At 63.5% G+C, this 15,113-nt stretch carries 16 protein-coding genes; 9 read left to right on the top strand and 7 right to left on the bottom strand.

Going from position 1 to position 15,113, the window contains the following annotated elements:
* Nucleotides 1-96 precede the first annotated feature (96 nt).
* The 6 genes from GT748_RS08485 to GT748_RS08460 form a co-directional block, all read right to left on the bottom strand.
* Entirely contained in the window at nt 97-438 is a 342-nt protein-coding gene (locus GT748_RS08485) for a hypothetical protein (protein WP_021659018.1), read from the bottom strand.
* A 196-nt stretch (nt 439-634) separates the two neighbouring features.
* A complete protein-coding gene (locus GT748_RS08480; RefSeq protein WP_021659020.1) occupies nt 635-2,371 on the bottom strand; it encodes an NADH-dependent [FeFe] hydrogenase, group A6 in 1,737 nt (578 codons plus the stop codon).
* A gap of 18 nt (nt 2,372-2,389) precedes the next feature.
* Nucleotides 2,390-4,177, bottom strand: a complete 1,788-nt coding sequence (nuoF, locus tag GT748_RS08475) for an NADH-quinone oxidoreductase subunit NuoF (RefSeq protein ID WP_021659021.1) — start codon at nt 4,175-4,177, stop codon at nt 2,390-2,392.
* Nucleotides 4,178-4,194: 17 nt separating this feature from the next.
* Nucleotides 4,195-4,569, bottom strand: coding sequence for a (2Fe-2S) ferredoxin domain-containing protein (locus GT748_RS08470; RefSeq protein WP_021659022.1), 375 nt, complete (start codon nt 4,567-4,569; stop codon nt 4,195-4,197).
* A complete protein-coding gene (locus GT748_RS08465; protein WP_021659023.1) occupies nt 4,566-5,120 on the bottom strand; it encodes an ATP-binding protein in 555 nt (184 codons plus the stop codon). Before GT748_RS08465 ends, GT748_RS08470 begins: the two co-directional genes overlap by 4 nt.
* A 1-nt stretch (nt 5,121) precedes the next feature.
* Nucleotides 5,122-5,622 (bottom strand): NADH-quinone oxidoreductase subunit NuoE family protein, encoded by a 501-nt coding sequence (locus GT748_RS08460; protein ID WP_021659024.1) that lies wholly within the window; start codon nt 5,620-5,622, stop codon nt 5,122-5,124.
* A gap of 308 nt (nt 5,623-5,930) precedes the next feature.
* Here GT748_RS08460 and GT748_RS08455 point away from each other — a divergent pair, with 308 nt between their 5' ends.
* The 5 genes from GT748_RS08455 (at nt 5,931) to GT748_RS08435 (ending at nt 9,955) form a co-directional block, all read left to right on the top strand.
* Nucleotides 5,931-6,281 (top strand): DRTGG domain-containing protein, encoded by a 351-nt coding sequence (locus tag GT748_RS08455; RefSeq protein WP_044992276.1) that lies wholly within the window; start codon nt 5,931-5,933, stop codon nt 6,279-6,281.
* An 825-nt stretch (nt 6,282-7,106) separates the two neighbouring features.
* Nucleotides 7,107-7,529, top strand: a complete 423-nt coding sequence (locus GT748_RS08450; RefSeq protein ID WP_021659027.1) for an ATP-binding protein — start codon at nt 7,107-7,109, stop codon at nt 7,527-7,529.
* Nucleotides 7,530-7,584: 55 nt separating this feature from the next.
* A complete protein-coding gene (locus tag GT748_RS08445; RefSeq protein WP_021659028.1) occupies nt 7,585-8,895 on the top strand; it encodes a [Fe-Fe] hydrogenase large subunit C-terminal domain-containing protein in 1,311 nt (436 codons plus the stop codon).
* Nucleotides 8,892-9,230: a DRTGG domain-containing protein gene (locus GT748_RS08440; RefSeq protein ID WP_021659029.1), complete on the top strand. Its 339-nt coding sequence runs from the start codon at nt 8,892-8,894 to the stop codon at nt 9,228-9,230. The genes GT748_RS08445 and GT748_RS08440 overlap by 4 nt, the downstream gene beginning before the upstream one ends.
* Nucleotides 9,230-9,955: a PHP domain-containing protein gene (locus tag GT748_RS08435; protein WP_021659030.1), complete on the top strand. Its 726-nt coding sequence runs from the start codon at nt 9,230-9,232 to the stop codon at nt 9,953-9,955. The genes GT748_RS08440 and GT748_RS08435 overlap by 1 nt, the downstream gene beginning before the upstream one ends.
* A 166-nt stretch (nt 9,956-10,121) precedes the next feature.
* Here GT748_RS08435 and GT748_RS08430 read toward each other — a convergent pair whose 3' ends face one another.
* Nucleotides 10,122-10,523 carry a hypothetical protein gene (locus tag GT748_RS08430; RefSeq protein ID WP_161213491.1) on the bottom strand — a complete coding sequence of 134 codons (402 nt, stop codon included), beginning with the start codon at nt 10,521-10,523 and terminating at the stop codon, nt 10,122-10,124.
* On the opposite strand from GT748_RS08430, the gene GT748_RS08425 reads away from it, so the two are divergent.
* The 4 genes from GT748_RS08425 to GT748_RS08410 all read left to right on the top strand — a co-directional run bounded on the left by GT748_RS08425 (nt 10,474) and on the right by GT748_RS08410 (nt 15,105).
* On the top strand, nt 10,474-11,724 hold the full coding sequence (locus GT748_RS08425) for an AfsR/SARP family transcriptional regulator (RefSeq protein WP_243148098.1): 1,251 nt from the start codon (nt 10,474-10,476) through the stop codon (nt 11,722-11,724). The genes GT748_RS08430 and GT748_RS08425 overlap by 50 nt on opposite strands.
* Before the next feature lie 179 nt (nt 11,725-11,903).
* A complete protein-coding gene (locus tag GT748_RS15530) occupies nt 11,904-12,371 on the top strand; it encodes a hypothetical protein (RefSeq protein WP_243148095.1) in 468 nt (155 codons plus the stop codon).
* 52 nt (nt 12,372-12,423) lie between these two features.
* Nucleotides 12,424-14,178, top strand: a complete 1,755-nt coding sequence (locus tag GT748_RS08415; RefSeq protein ID WP_161213492.1) for a DUF7601 domain-containing protein — start codon at nt 12,424-12,426, stop codon at nt 14,176-14,178.
* Entirely contained in the window at nt 14,179-15,105 is a 927-nt protein-coding gene (locus tag GT748_RS08410) for a DUF5979 domain-containing protein (protein ID WP_161213493.1), read from the top strand.
* Nucleotides 15,106-15,113 lie beyond the last annotated feature (8 nt).

The raw sequence follows: 15,113 nt of genomic DNA, 5'->3' as shown, positions 1-15,113 counted from the left end.
AAGATGTGGAGAAAGTGCTGCCTGCGGGAAAGGCGGGGCAAAGCGGGCAAAACGAGAGGGCCCCGGCGCAATTGCCAAGGCCCTTTTTCGGTTTTTCTATTTGATGATGTGGATCTGCCCCACCAGCGGCAGCTCTCTGGCCTGCCCTTGGGCGGCATAGATGATCCCCATGATGGAGAGCACCAGGGTGAAGATCCCCACGATGCCCAGGGCGAGGCCGGAAAAGATCCGCACCAGGGGGATAAAGTGAAACACCCTTTGCAGGATGCCGCTCCCCACCTCGACGATAAAGAGCACCAGCCCTTGGTTGACGTGAAATTTGGTGTAGGGCGACTGCTGGTACACCAGCAGCGGCACAAAGAAGAGAACGCCCAGATAGGACATCCAGGCCAGACTCTTGGTCTGATTGACATCGGCAGGGGAAAATTGCTGATTCATAGCGGGATACCGCCCTTTCTCACAGTTGTCGCCCCAGGGGTCGGGGTCAAAATACTGTCACCAGTATAGCACTGTGTCCCCCTTTTGACAAACCCGTTTTGGTTGGGTATTCCACCTCTTTTCTCCTTTTTCACAGGGGGCGGCAAAAGAGGGCGCCCCCGGCGGGGACGCCCTCTCGTCGCTTCTTCTCTTTTGCTTACAGCCCGCGCTTTACGTAGGTGGTGTGCAGGATGTGGTGGGCTTTCTCGCTGCCCGGCTCGCCCAGGTAGGTCTCGTAGACCTCCTTGATGATCGGGTTGTCGTGGGATTTGCGGATGGCTTTGGCCTCGTCCTCGTCGTAGAGGGCCTTGGCGCGCAGGGCCTTCAGGTCTACATTGTTGCGGACCGAGGCGTGCTGCACCGGCTGACCGCCGCCGTTGACACAGCCGCCGGGGCAGCCCATGATCTCGATGAAGTGGTACTGCTTCTCGCCCGACTGTACCTTTTTCAGCAGCTCGTCGGCGTTCTTGGTGCCCGAGGCGACCGCCACGTTGATGTCCATCCCGGCCACGTGGTAGGTGGCCTCTTTGATGCCCTGGGTGCCGCGGACCTCTTTAAAGGCCACGTCGGCCAGCTCTTCGCCGGTCAGGGTCTCCACCGCGGTGCGCAGGGCCGCCTCCATCACGCCGCCGGTGGCGCCAAAGATGACGCCGGCGCCGGTGGACTCGCCCAGGGGGTTGTCAAACGCCTCGTCGGGCAGCAGGGTGAAGTTGAGGCCGGCGCGCTCGATCATCCGGGCCAGCTCGCGGGTGGTGAGGGCCACGTCCACGTCGGGGACCCCCGCCGCGGCCTGGTTGTCCCGGCCCACCTCAAACTTTTTGGCGGTGCAGGGCATGATGCTCACCACAAAAATGTTCTTCGGGTCCAGCCCCTCCTTCTCGGCGTACCAGGTCTTGGTGATGGCGCCGAACATCTGCTGGGGGGATTTGCAGGAGGACAGGTTCTCGATCATCTCGGGGTAGTAGTGCTCGCAGAACTTGATCCAGCCGGGGGAGCAGGAGGTGATCAGGGGCAGTTTGCCGCCGTTTTTCACCCGGTCGAGGAACTCGTGGGCCTCTTCCATGATGGTCAGGTCGGCGGAGAAGTCGGTGTCAAAGACCCGGTCAAAGCCCAGGCGGCGCAGGGCGGCCACCATCTTGCCCTCCACGTTGGTGCCGATGGGCATCCCAAAGGCCTCGCCCAGGGTGGCGCGGATGGAGGGGGCGGTGTTGACGATGACGGTCTTTTCGGGGTCGGCCAGGGCCTGCCAGACCAGGTCGGTCTGGTCCTTCTCGGCGATGGCGCCGGTGGGGCAGGCCACGATGCACTGCCCGCAGGAGATGCAGGAGGTGTCGCCCAGGTTCAGGTCAAAGGCACAGCCGATGTGGCTGTCGAAGCCGCGGTCGTTGGGGCCGATGACCCCGACTTTCTGCATCTGGCAGGCGGCCACGCAGCGGCGGCAGAGGATGCACTTGGAGTTGTCGCGGTACATGTGGGCAGCCGAGTCGTCGATATCGTACTCGACGTTCTCGCCGTCGTAGTAGCTCTCGTCCTCCACGCCCAGGTCCTTGGCCAGCTTCTGCAGTTCGCAGTTGCCGCTGCGCACGCAGGACAGGCAGGCGCGCTTGTGGGTCGAGAGGATCAGCTGCAGGGTCTTTTTGCGGGAATCCAGCACCTTGGGGGTGTTGGTGTAGACCTCCATCCCCTCGTTGACCGGGGCGCAGCAGGAGGCGACCAGGGTGCGGGCGCCCTTGACTTCCACCACGCAGATGCGGCAGGCGCCGATCTCGTTGATCTCCTTGAGGTAGCACAGGGTCGGCACCTGGATGCCGGCGAGACGGCAGGCTTCCAAAACGGTGGCGTCTTTCGGCACCGACAGGGGCATGCCGTTGATTTTAATGTTCACGTTTTCCACTGTTTGCACACTCCTTCACTACTGAATCGAAATGGCGCCGAATTTGCACTTCTCGATGCAAGCGCCGCACTTCAAGCACTTCTGCGGGTCGATGACGTGGGGCTGCTTGACCGAGCCGGTGATGGCGTCGGCCGGGCAGTTGCGGGCGCAGAGGGTGCAGCCTTTGCACTTCTCGGGGTCGATGGTGTAGGTGAGGAGGGCTTTGCAGACGCCGGCGGGGCACTTTTTGTCCACGATGTGGGCCACGTACTCATCCCGGAAGTAGCGCAGGGTGGAGAGCACCGGGTTGGGGGCGGTCTGCCCCAGGCCGCAGAGGGCGTTGTCCTTTATGTAGTAGCAGAGCTCCTCGATCTTGTCCAGGTCCTCCATGGTGGCCTGGCCCTTGGTGATCTTGGTCAGCATTTCCAGCAGCCGCTTGGTGCCCACCCGGCAGGGGGTGCACTTGCCGCAGGACTCGTCCACCGTGAACTCCAGGAAGAACTTGGCGATGTCCACCATGCAGGTGTCCTCGTCCATGACGATCAACCCGCCGGAGCCCATCATCGAGCCGATCTCGATTAAGTTGTCGTAGTCGATGGCCACGTCGAAGTGCTGGGCGGGGATGCAGCCGCCAGAGGGGCCACCGGTCTGGGCGGCCTTGAACTTCTTGCCGCCGGGGATGCCGCCGCCGATCTCCTCGACGATGGTGCGCAGGGTGGTGCCCATGGGGACCTCCACCAGGCCGGTGTTGTTGATCTTGCCGCCCAGGGCGAAGACCTTGGTGCCCTTGGAGCGCTCGGTCCCCATGGAGGCGAACCAGTCGGCCCCGTTGAGGATGATCTGGGCCACGTTGGCGTAGGTCTCAACGTTGTTGAGGAGGGTGGGCTTGTCGAAGATGCCCTTTTGTGCCGGGAAGGGGGGGCGGGGACGGGGCTCGCCGCGCTTGCCCTCGACCGAGCGCATCAGCGCGGTCTCCTCGCCGCAGACAAAGGCGCCGGCGCCCAGGCGGATCTCCAAATCAAAGCAGAAGTCGGTGCCGAAGATGTTCTCGCCCAGCAGGCCGTACTCGCGGGCCTGGTCGATGGCGATCTGCAGCCGCTTGACGGCGATGGGGTACTCGGCCCGCACATAGATGAAGCCGTGGTCGGCCCCGGTGGCGTAGGCGGCGATGGCCATGGCCTCCAGCAGGGCATGGGGGTCGCCCTCCAGCACCGAGCGGTCCATGAACGCGCCCGGGTCGCCCTCGTCGGCGTTGCAGGCCACGTATTTCTGGTCGGCGTGGTACATGGCGGCCAGCTCCCACTTTCTGCCGGTGGGGAAACCGGCGCCGCCACGGCCCCGCAGGCCGGAGCGCTTGATCTCCTCGATGACCTGCTCGGGGGTCATCTCGGTGAGGGCCTTGCCCAGCGCCTGGTAGCCGTCCATGGCGATGTACTCTTCGATGTTCTCGGGGTTGATGACGCCGCAGTTGCGCAGGGCCACCCGCTTTTGCTGTTTGTAGAAGTTGGTGTCGTTGAGGGAGATGACCCCGGTGTCGGTCACGGTCTCGTCGTAGAGCAGCCGCTGGACCGGGCGGCCCTTGAGCAGGTGCTCTTCCACGATCTCGGCCACGTCGGAGACCTGGACCCGGCTGTAAAAGGAGCCCTCGGGGTAGATGATGACGATGGGGCCCAGGGCGCACAGGCCGAAACAGCCGGTGCGGACGATCTTCACCTCGTCTTGCAAGTCGGCCTTGGCGACCTCCTGCTCAAATACTTTGCTGATCTCATCGCTGCCGGAGGAGGTGCACCCAGTACCCCCGCAGACTAGAACTTGGGAACGAAACATCCTTCTTTCCTCCTCACTTATTTCGCGTTGGCGCCGATGGTGTATTCCTTGACCACGTTGCCGCCCACGATGTGCTCTTCCACCACGCGGGCCGCCTTCTCAGCCGTCATCTTCACATAGGTGACCTTCTGCTCGCCGGGGACAAAGACCTCCACTACCGGCTCGTACTGGCAGATGCCGATGCAGCCGGTCTGGGAGACCATCACGTCCTGGGTGAGGCCGCGCTTGGCCACCTCGTCGGCAAAGGCGGTGAGCACCGGGCGGGCGCCCGCGGCAATGCCGCAGGTGGCCATCCCGACCACGATCCGCTTGCAGTTTTTATCCTCTTCGCGCAGACCGATGCTGCCCTTCATCTTCTCTTTGATGGCCTGCAGTTCCGCTAAACTTTTCATTCGTAAGCACCTCCGCTTATCTCTTCCGTATTCTCACGGATATAGTCCCGTATAAACGCCTGTACGTCCGGTGTCGAGAGGGGGACCCCCTCCAACACGGCCCGAAACTCCCGGCTGTCGGCCGTAAAAGAGCGGCCGTCCACCGTGTGGGTGTAGACAAAGTCGGTCCCCTCGGACACCATCACCAAGCTGCAGTAGGTGGCGGCCATGTCGCCCAGGGGCATGCGGTCCACATTGTCCCACTGAAAGGTGGCCTCCACCGCCGTCCCCTCGCCGGGGGCGGAACGGATGGAGAACTGTCCCCCCGCCATCTCGCTGGCCATCTTGAAAAAGGGGACGCCCAGCCCCACCTTGCGGGTGGTGCGGGTGGTGTAAAAGGGGTCGACGACCCGCTCAAGCGTCGCCTCGTCCATTCCGCAGCCGTTGTCGATGACGGCAATGCGCATCCCATTTTTCGCCCGGTCGATCTCGATTTCAATGCGCACCAGGGTTGCCCCGGCCTTGATAGAGTTCTGGGCGATGTCGAGGATGTTGAGGGAGAGCTCCTGCACCTTACCGGTTCTGGTAGTCGGCGAGGATGCCGTCGATGTCGTCGGGCACCAGGCGGCCGTATACCTCGTCGTTGACGGTCATGACCGGGGCCAGACCGCAGGCGCCCACGCAGCGGCAGGCCTCCAGCGAGAAACGGCCGTCGGGGGTGCACTCGCCAGAGGAGATGCCCAGGGTGCGGCTGAGTCTGTCGAACACATCGCCCGAGCCCTTGACGTAGCAAGCGGTGCCCAGGCAGACGGAGATCTTGTATTTGCCTTTGGGGTTGAGCGAGAACTGTGCGTAAAAGGAGACAACGCCGTAGACTTCTTCCAGCGGCACGCCCATCTTCTCGGCGATGATCTTCTGCACTTCAATGGGCAGGTATCCGTAGATATCCTGTGCCTGCTGGAGAACCGAGATCAGCGCGCCCTGGGTGTCCTTGTGGGCGGCGATGACTTCCAGCAGCTTTTGCTCCTGTTCTTTGGTGCCGTTAAACGGCACCGGCGAAATTTTGTTGGCCATCAATCGTACCTCCTATGAATGATCCCCAAAAGAATTGGTAAATGCGCCGTCTGGCGCAGACCATTAGCTCTAAAAATTATAGCAAACTCCCGGTTTCAAATCCACCAAAACCGGCAAATCCTGGCAATTTTCTGAATTTTTGACGGAACCATCAATTTTTAAAATGGAATTTGGTTGTTTTGCTGATAAGAATCCGTTTCCAAATTGGCGCGCAATGGCTTATCATAGAAGGTACCAAGCGGGCGGTGCGCCCCCTCCTCCGCGGGAGGGGGATCGGGCCTCCGCCCTTTTACAGGGAGGGAACAGCCTTGACCATTGCCGAGATTCAAACCATATTGAACGCCGATTTTATCTGCGGGGAGGAGTGGCGCGACCACGAGGTGCAGACCGCCTGCGGCAGCGACATGATGAGCGATGTGCTGGCCTTTGTCAAAAACCAGTCGGTCCTCCTCACCGGGCTCGTCAACCCCCAGGTGATCCGCACCGCCGAGATGATGGACATGGTCTGCGTCGTCTTTGTGCGGGGGAAGGTGCCCGACAGCGCCATGATCGCCCTGGCCCAGCAGCGGGAGATCGCCCTGCTCTCCACCCCGGAGCGGATGTTCACCGCCTGCGGCAAACTGTACGCTGCGGGACTGGGAGGCGGTGTGAAGGCCTGATTGGCCTTCCCCCCGGCTCCTTGAAACCGGCTCCTGGCGGGGCGGCCGCCCCACCTGCCGCTACCGCGGCACCGGCCCCGATTTCCGGCTGGGAGGGAACGGCTGGGACTGGGAGGCGGTGTGAAGGCCTGATCGGCCTTCCCCCCGGCTCCTTGAAACCGAGTCCTGGCGGGGCAGCCGCCCCACCTACCGCTCCCGCGGCACCGGCCCCAATTTCCGGCTGGGAGGGAACGGCTGGGACTGGGAGGCGGTGTGAAAGCCTGATCGGCTTTCCCCCGGCTCCTTGAAACCGAGTCCTGGCGGGGCTGCCCCCTCGCCTGCCGCTCTCGCGGCACCGGCCCCGATTTCCCGCTGGGAGGGAACGGCTGGGATTGGGAGGCGGTGTGAAAGCCTGATCGGCTTTCCCCCCGGCTCCTTGAAACCGGCCCCTGGCGGGGCAGTCGCCCCACCTGCCGCTCTCGCGGCACCGGCCCCGATTTCCCACTGGGAGGGAACGGCTGGGATTGGGAGGCGGTGTGAAAGCCTGATCGGCTTTCCCCCCGGCTCCTTGAAACCGGCTCCTGGCGGGGCAGTCGCCCCACCTGCCGCTCTCGCGGCACCGGCCCCGATTTCCGGCTGGCAACATCACCCCAGCTCCGGGGGCGGCGGGAGGGTTTATCTGCCCTTCCACCGGCTCCCACACAGCCCTCTCCACCCCCCAGCGAGGAGAGGCGGCCCTTCTTTCACAGTTTTTATCCAGCCGGCAGGTCCTCCTGCCGGCCAGCGGCGCATCTGCCGCACGCCCGCCAGCGGCGGCTATTATGACGACAAGAGAGGTACACGGACATGGCAGCACTGCTGACCCTTCACTACGACGTGCCGGGGGACGACTTCACCCGGGCGGGAGAGGCCTCTTCCGACGTGAAGAAAAAACTCAAGGCCCTGGGGGTAGACCCCGAGGCCATTCGCAAGGTGGCCATCGCCATGTACGAGGGCGAGATCAACATGGTCATCCACGCCCACGGGGGGACGGTCACCGTCACGGTGGAGCCCGACCACATCCAGATGATTTTGGCCGACACCGGCCCCGGCATCCCCAACGTGGAGCTGGCCATGACCGAGGGGTACTCCACCGCCCCGGACGAGGTGCGCAACCTGGGTTTCGGCGCCGGCATGGGGCTGCCCAACATGAAAAAGTACACCGACGACATCCATATCGACACCGAGTTGGGGGTAGGCACCACCGTCTACATGACGGTGCGGATCTGACCCCTGCCCGCGACCCTGTTTGCCGATTCAGCACATCAGGAGAGGAGGCGCCTTCATGGCCGAAGCATTTTACCATTCGGTCTCCCTGGACCCGGAGAAGTGCCGCGGGTGCATCAACTGCATCAAGCGCTGTCCCACCGAGGCCATCCGGGTGCACAAGGGAAAGGCCCACATCATCAAGGAGCAGTGTATCGACTGCGGCGAGTGCATCCGCATCTGCCCGCACCACGCCAAACAGGCCACCTATGACTCGCTCTCCGCGCTGCAAAGCGCCCCTTACAAGTACAAGATCGCCCTGCCGCCCCCGGCCCTGTTCGCCCAGTTCAACAACTTGAGCGACATGGACATTGTGGCCGGCGCCCTGCTGCGCCTGGGCTTTGACGGGGTGTTCGAGGTCTCCCGCGCTGCCGAGCTCGTCAGCGACGCCACCCGGCGGATCATGAAGTACGGCGACATCAAAAAGCCGGTCATCTCCTCGGCCTGTCCGGCGGTGACGCGGCTCATTCGGGTGCGCTTTCCCCAGCTCGTCAGCCACGTGCTCCCCCTCAACGCCCCGGTGGAGGTGGCCGCGCGGATGGCCAAGCGGGAGGCGTCGGAAAAGACCGGCATCCCCGAGGAGGAGATCTGCACCGCCTTTATCTCCCCCTGCCCGGCCAAGGTCACCGCCTCCAAGTCCCCCATCGGGGTGGAGCGCAGCGCGGTGGACTACGTGCTGGCCGTCAAGGACCTCTACCCGGCCCTGTTGGAGCAGATGACCGAGGAGGGCAATCCCTCTGTCATCTCCACCGGCCGCATCGGGGTGGGCTGGGGCAGCAGCGGGGGGGAGGCCTCGGCCCTCCTCTCGGACAGCTACCTGGCCGCCGACGGCATCGAAAACGTCATCCGGGTGCTGGAGGACATGGAGGACGAGAAATTCGACCGCCTGGACTTTGTCGAGCTCAACGCCTGTTCCGGCGGCTGCGTGGGCGGGGTCCTCACGGTGGAAAACCCCTATGTGGCCAAGACCAAGCTGGCCCGGCTGCGCAAATACCTGCCGGTGGCCTGCAACCGGCTCACCACCCCCATCCCCGACAGCTTCCGCTGGGAGAAGGAGCTCACCTACGAGCCGGTGATGCGGCTGGACCCCGACTTTTCGGTGGCCCTGGAGAAGATGGAGAAGATCGAGGCCTTTGCCGCCTCCCTCCCGGGGCTTGACTGCGGCTCTTGCGGGGCCCCCTCCTGCCGGGCCTTTGCCGAGGACGTGGTGCGGGGCTTCGCCCAGGAGGGCGACTGCATCTTCCGGATGCGGGAGGAATTGGAGGAGTTCGAGAGTGGCGAGATGAAGAGCTTCGTCCCCCTCCCCTTTAGAAAGGAGGACCACTCGTGAAACTGACCACCCAAGAACTGCTGTCCTGCTCCTCTTTCTCCCCGGTTTGCGGGGGGGAGGAGCGGCCGGTGGAGGGCATTTACTGCTGCGACCTGTTGAGTTTGGTGATGGGGCGGGCCAAGGCCGGCGACTGCTGGGTCACCGTCATGGGCAACGTCAACGCGGTGGCGGTGGCCACCCTGGCCGACGCCGCCTGCATCCTCCTGGCCGAGGGGATGGCCTTCGACCCCGCCGCGGTGGAGCGGGCCCGCCAACAGGGGATCGCCCTGTTGCGGACCGAACTGCCCGTCTACGAGGCGGCCCGGCTGGTGGAGCAGCTGGGCGGCGGTCTCTGATGGGCCGCTTCTCCGCCCCCGCCTACAAGTACGACCTGCACCTGCACAGCTGTCTCTCCCCCTGCGGGGACAACGAGATGACCCCTGCCACCCTGGTGGGGATGGCCAAGGCCCTGGGGCTCGACTTCATCGCCCTCACCGACCACAACAGCTCCCTCAACTGCCCGGCCGCCCTGGAGGCCGGGCGGTTTTACCAGATACCGGTGCTGCCGGGGATGGAGCTCTGCACCGCGGAAGAGGTGCACGTGGTCTGTCTCTTTCCCACCCTCGAGGCCGCCCTCGCCTTTGGGGAGGAGGTCTATGCCGCCCTGCCTCCCATCCAAAACGACCCCGCCATCTTCGGCGACCAGCTGGTGATGGACACCGAGGACCAGATCGTCGGCCGGGTGGACAAACTGCTCATCAACGCCTGCTCCATCCCCCTCTCCCAGGTGCCCCAGCGGGTGGCGGCAGGGGGCGGGGTCTGTTGGCCCGCCCACCTGGACAAGGGCGCCAACAGCCTGGTGAGCAATCTGGGGATCATGAGCGGGGAGATGGGCTTTTCCATCGGCGAGTTCGCCCGCATCGAGCGGGCGGGGCAGATGATCGCCGACGGGCTGGTGCCCGCCGACATCAAGGCCATCACCAATTCCGACGCCCACTACCTCAAGGACATCAAGGCTCCCTCGCAGGGGGAATACCTGCCCGGCGAGATCCGCGCCCTGCTGGAAACCGCCGTCGGCTGATCGGTCACAAACAGATGTTTATAGCCCGCCTTTTGTGACGTTTGGCGGGATAAGAGGCGAGAAGAAACCGCATGGCAAAGCCGTTTTTCTGCGCTCATAAAAAAAGAGGTCGAATTTTCCCCGAAAGAAATTGCCCCGCTGGGTCTTTTCTTTCGGGATTTTTTCTCTATAATGAAGATAGAGTGTACGGTTTCTTTCCGGCCTGCTTTTTGTGCCCGTACAACAAAAAAAGCCAGCTTGCGCACAGCAAGTTGGCCAGTATTTTACAGCAAAACAGCACCTTATCAGCGAACGAAAATGTACACATTGTCGGCACATCCAGATGCTTTTGAACGGGCATCGGCCCGCATTGAACGACATTTTTCACTCTCATTTTATATCGGTTTAAAGATTGCTGGTCAGTCGTCGCGCCCAGCAGCGGGGTGATGTTGCCCCGCCGGTTGCCGCCGCGATCTGCTGACGGCCGTTCCCGCCGGGCGGGGACACAGACTGCGGCAAGGAGGGCAATGGAATTGGAAATGGCAAAGACCAGACGGAGGGAACCGGCGGCGCGCTTGATCGTCACCATGCTGGGGCAGTTCTCCATCCGCTATGGGGAAACCGTTCTCAAGCTGGAGCGAAACAACAGCACCCGCGCCATGCAGGCGCTGCAGATGCTTCTGTACAGCGGGGGGCAGGGGCTCTCCCGCGCCGTGCTGATGGACCGGCTCTACGGCCGGGACGAACGGGTGACCGACCCGGCCAACAACCTCAAAGTCACCATCAGCAACCTGCGCAAACGGCTCGTCCAGGCAGGACTGCCGGGGACCACCATCCAATTTTCCGGCGGCAACTACCGCTGGCAGAGCGCCCTGCCCACCGAGGTGGACGTGGACTGTTTCTACCGGCAGGCCGACGCGGCCCTGGCCGAGACCGGCCCGGGGCGGGAGGAGGCGCTGCAGCGCGCCTGCGCCCTTTACACCGGCGACTTTCTGCCCCACCTGCAGGGGGAAGAGTGGGCCGTGGCGGTGGCGGTCCACTGCCGGGAGCTCTACGGCCGCTGCGTGCGCGCCCTCACCGACCTGCTGCGCGCCCGCGGGGCGGACACCGAGGTGCTGACGGTGGCCACCCGCGCCTCTGCCCTCTGCCCACAGGAGGAGTGGGACGCCCTGCGCATCGAGAGCCTGCTGGCGCTGGAGCGCTACCAGGAGGCCAAGGCCGTCTACGAGGAGACCACCACCCGGCTGGAGGAGACCTTCGGCGTCAAGCCGTCGGGACAGCTCATCGACGCGCTGCGCAAGTTGGAGCAGGTGGCCCCCGAGCGGGCGGTCTCGATGGAGCAGTTGCAGACGGTCCTCGCCGAGGACACCGTCTTACACGGGGCCTACTACTGCCCCTTCCCCAGTTTTATCGACACCTACCGGGCCGTCGGGCGGATGCTCGAGCGCAGCGGCCAGTCGGCCTATCTGATGCTCTGCTGGCTCACCGACCGGCAGGGCCAGCCCCTGGGAGACAGGGAGCGCCTTGTCAAGGCCACCCCCCAGGTGAGCGCCGCCATCCAGACCGCCCTGCGCCGGGGCGACGCCTACACCCAGCCCTGTGCCGGCCGCTTTCTCATCCTGCTGATGGGGCTCACCCGCGAAAACTGCACCCTGGTCAGCGATCGCATCGACGCCCGCTTTCGCGCCACCCCCGACCGGGCCAGAGGGGTGGTCCTCCACTACAAGTCCACCCCGGTGGGCAGCCCCGGCTGCACCCAGATGATGGGCGCCGACCCCGGCTGGAAATAGCGCCCCCTCTTTACCTGTTCTCCCTCGCGCCCCCGCGCCCTGTGCGCGGGGGCGCTTTCTGTCGTTTTGACACCCGGTGAAACAATTGGAAAAGTTTCCCCCTTTCCGCTCCCCGTTTTAACCGTTTTTTACCCGCTGCTGATATGGTAAAGCCATACAGAGAGAAAGGGGGGAGGGGTATGCCCGCACCAGATGTCAGCCACGCCAGGAACGCCATTTGCATCTGCGTGGACGCCGTGAGCACCGGCTCTTTTCGCGGCCGGCTCTATCACCGGTACGCGCCCGCCCCCGTCTTATTTGACGGCGCAGAACACCTACTCCTCGCCGCCGAAACACTTTTTGACAACTGGAACTACCCGCAGCCGGGGCTGCTCGCCCGCAGCTTCTCCCCTCGGCCGGCACAAAGGGGGAACACATGTATGGACAGACAGCCGATCGAGGACTTGTCCGGTCACACCGGTGGCCGCGCCACCTTCACCGTCCAGGTCGCCTACCGGCAAAACGCCACCTGGCAGGGCACCGTCACCTGGCTGGAAGAGGGAAAACAGAGCCACTTCCGCAGCGCGCTGGAACTGATCAAGCTGATGGACAGCGCCCTGGAAGAGACCTCTCCCCCCGGCGACAAGCCCTCCGCCGCCTTCTCGTGAAGCCGGCGCCCCAAAAGCCCCATCTACACCATCCCTTTAGGAGGCAGCAATGATGAAACGAAAACTGTTCGGCCGTTTACTCAGCGCGGCGCTCGCCACCGCCCTGCTGGCGAACCTGGCGCCCACCGCCGCCCTGGCCGCCCCCGGTGACGGCCCTTCCCTGGGCACCATCCAAACTGTGGACAGCGCCTCGCGGGGGATCCACCTCAACTTATTTGACTATAACGGCTCCAAGGCCAACGAATACGACAACTACATCTCCTTTGTCGGCTCCGGCGCCGAGCACAGGGACAGTAGCCGCACCTGGAACGGCTGGAAGAGCGGCCGCGGGGTGGTGCAGGGAGCGGTGCAGTCCACCATGCAGACCCAGAGCAACGCCTACCCCCGCCTGAGCAACGGCACCAGCTTGAGCTACCTGTTTAACCCCAAAGCCGTCGGTGACGGCAACGGGATGGTCTCGGCCCGCACCGGGCTCAACCACCTGTTTTACCAGGACGGCGAGGGCTATTACATCTACGATGCGGCCAAAAACTTCGCCACCATCGTGGACAACAACGACAAGAACTTCAAAGTCTACAGCACCCCCTACAAGCCGGGGGACACCTCCCCCTCCACCCCCAAGTTCCTGCCCCTCAACGACCTGAAAAACAGCCAGACGTTGAACGGCGGCGCCAACTACCACTTCGGCCTCTCCATGGACTTCAACTTCATGCAGCCGAAAAACGGCAAGATCGGCAACCGGGACATGGTCTTCGAGTTCACCGGCGATGACGACGTCTGGATCTACATCGACGGGGTTTTGGTGCTGGACATGGGCGGCATCCACGACGCCATGAGCGGCTCCATCAACTTCGCCACCGGGCAGGTCACCATCGACCACGTCTACACCCAAAAGGGCGGAAATCAGGTGGTCACCAAGAGCCTCTACGAAATCATGAGAGCGGCCAAGGGCCAAGACTACGTAAACAAGAACTTCGTCAAGAAAAACGGCAACTGGATCTTTCAGAACTACAGCTCCCACTCCTTCCGCTACTACTACATGGAGCGGGGTGCCGGCGGTTCCAACTGTCGCATCAAGTTCAACCTCCAGTCCATCCCCGACGAGACCATCCTGGTGCGCAAACAGATTACCGAGACCAACATGGCCGACTTTGCCGACGCCGACTTCCAGTTTAAAGTCGAGCTGAAAGACGGCGGCCGCTACACCCCCTACACCGGCCGCTACACCGTCTACACCGATGTGAACGGCAGCGCCCAGAAGGTGCGGGAGGGGACCACCAGCGACGGCACCTTCACCCTCAAACACGGACAGTATGCCGCCCTGGCCGACAACATCAAGGCAAATACCGTCTACCGCGCCAGCGAGATCGGCGCCTATTCCGACAAGTACGAGGTCATCGTCAACAGCACCACCGCCAAGGCGGAGGGACCCGACGGCTCCACCCAGGTCTACCAGTCGGAGGACCTGGTGGTGGAGGAACGGCCCGCCGTCACCTTTGAAAACCGCTGCCTGGTGCAAAACCTCTACAACCTCTCAGTGGAAAAGGTGATGCAGGGCGCGTCCTCCGACGAGAGCTTTGACATGCAGGTGCAGATCGGCGGCAAGGCCTACGCGGGCGAGTACTACCTGATGAGCCGCGAGGACAGCAGTCTCGACCTGGACAGCGGGGTGAAAAAGAGCACGTCCAACGGCGTCATCCCGCTGAAGGCCGACGAAAAGGCGGTCATCCCCGGGGTCATCTGGGGCAGCAGCTTCCAGGTGGTGGAGGTCTCCCCCGGAGACAACTACCTGGCCCCCCAGTACTAGGTGAAAAACGCCACCTCCATCGACACCGACGGCAAGGGCGCCGGCAAGATCCCCGAAGGGGTGGTGCAGGCCGAGCGGATTAGCGCCGTCACCGTCACCAACCAGCTGAAAAAGGCCGACCTCACCATCCGCAAGGTGATCGAAGGGCCCTTGAGCGACCAGGAGCTGGCCGCCCTCAAAAAGTCCCTCACCTTTACCGTCACCGACGGCGACGGCGAGACCGCCTTCACCGTCAAGGGCGACAACCCCAGCGGCCACTGGGACGGCAACACCTTCACCTATACCCAGCAGTTGCTGCCCGGGCAGTACACCCTCTCCGAGACGGGGGAGGAGGTGGAGGGATACGACGTGAGCGTCGACTCCTCGAAGGCCACCGTCACCCTGCGCCCCGGCAGACCCGCCACCCTCACCCTGGTCAACAGCTACCGCCAAAACCACGGCACCCTGCGCATCTACAAGCAGCTCGACCAGGTAAATCTGGAAAAGGGCGACCCCGTCTTTAGCTTCAAACTCACCGGCGAGGACGGCGTGACCCACTACTACCACATCGACATGAGAAACGCCGCCGGGAATGGCCGCCAGCTGGTGGCCGAGATCGCGGTCCCCATCGGCAGCTACCGGGTGGAGGAGCTGGAAAACCTCAATTACACCCTGGCCGGCATCACCGCCGACCGCCCCGGCCACTTTGCCCAAAACGGCGCCGCCGCCACCCTCTGCGTCGGCTTTGACGACGGCGACTGCCGGCAGTACAATGCCTCTGCCCTCGACCGGGAGGTGACCTTCCAAAACCGGTACAGCGGCGGAGACATCCCCACCGACAGCAGCGCCACCCGCAACGTCTTCAAGGTGGAGGACGGGAAGCTGGTCTTTATCGTCCCCAAGCAGGACGACCTGGTCCCCTCCCCCGACGACCGAGACGAGAACTAGTGCAGAAA

It is taken from the genome of Bittarella massiliensis (ex Durand et al. 2017), from assembly GCF_009876955.1.
GTDB lineage: Bacteria > Bacillota > Clostridia > Oscillospirales > Ruminococcaceae > Bittarella > Bittarella massiliensis.
The sequence above is the reverse complement of the archived record's forward strand: the minus strand, read 5'-3'. Positions and strand labels throughout refer to the sequence as shown.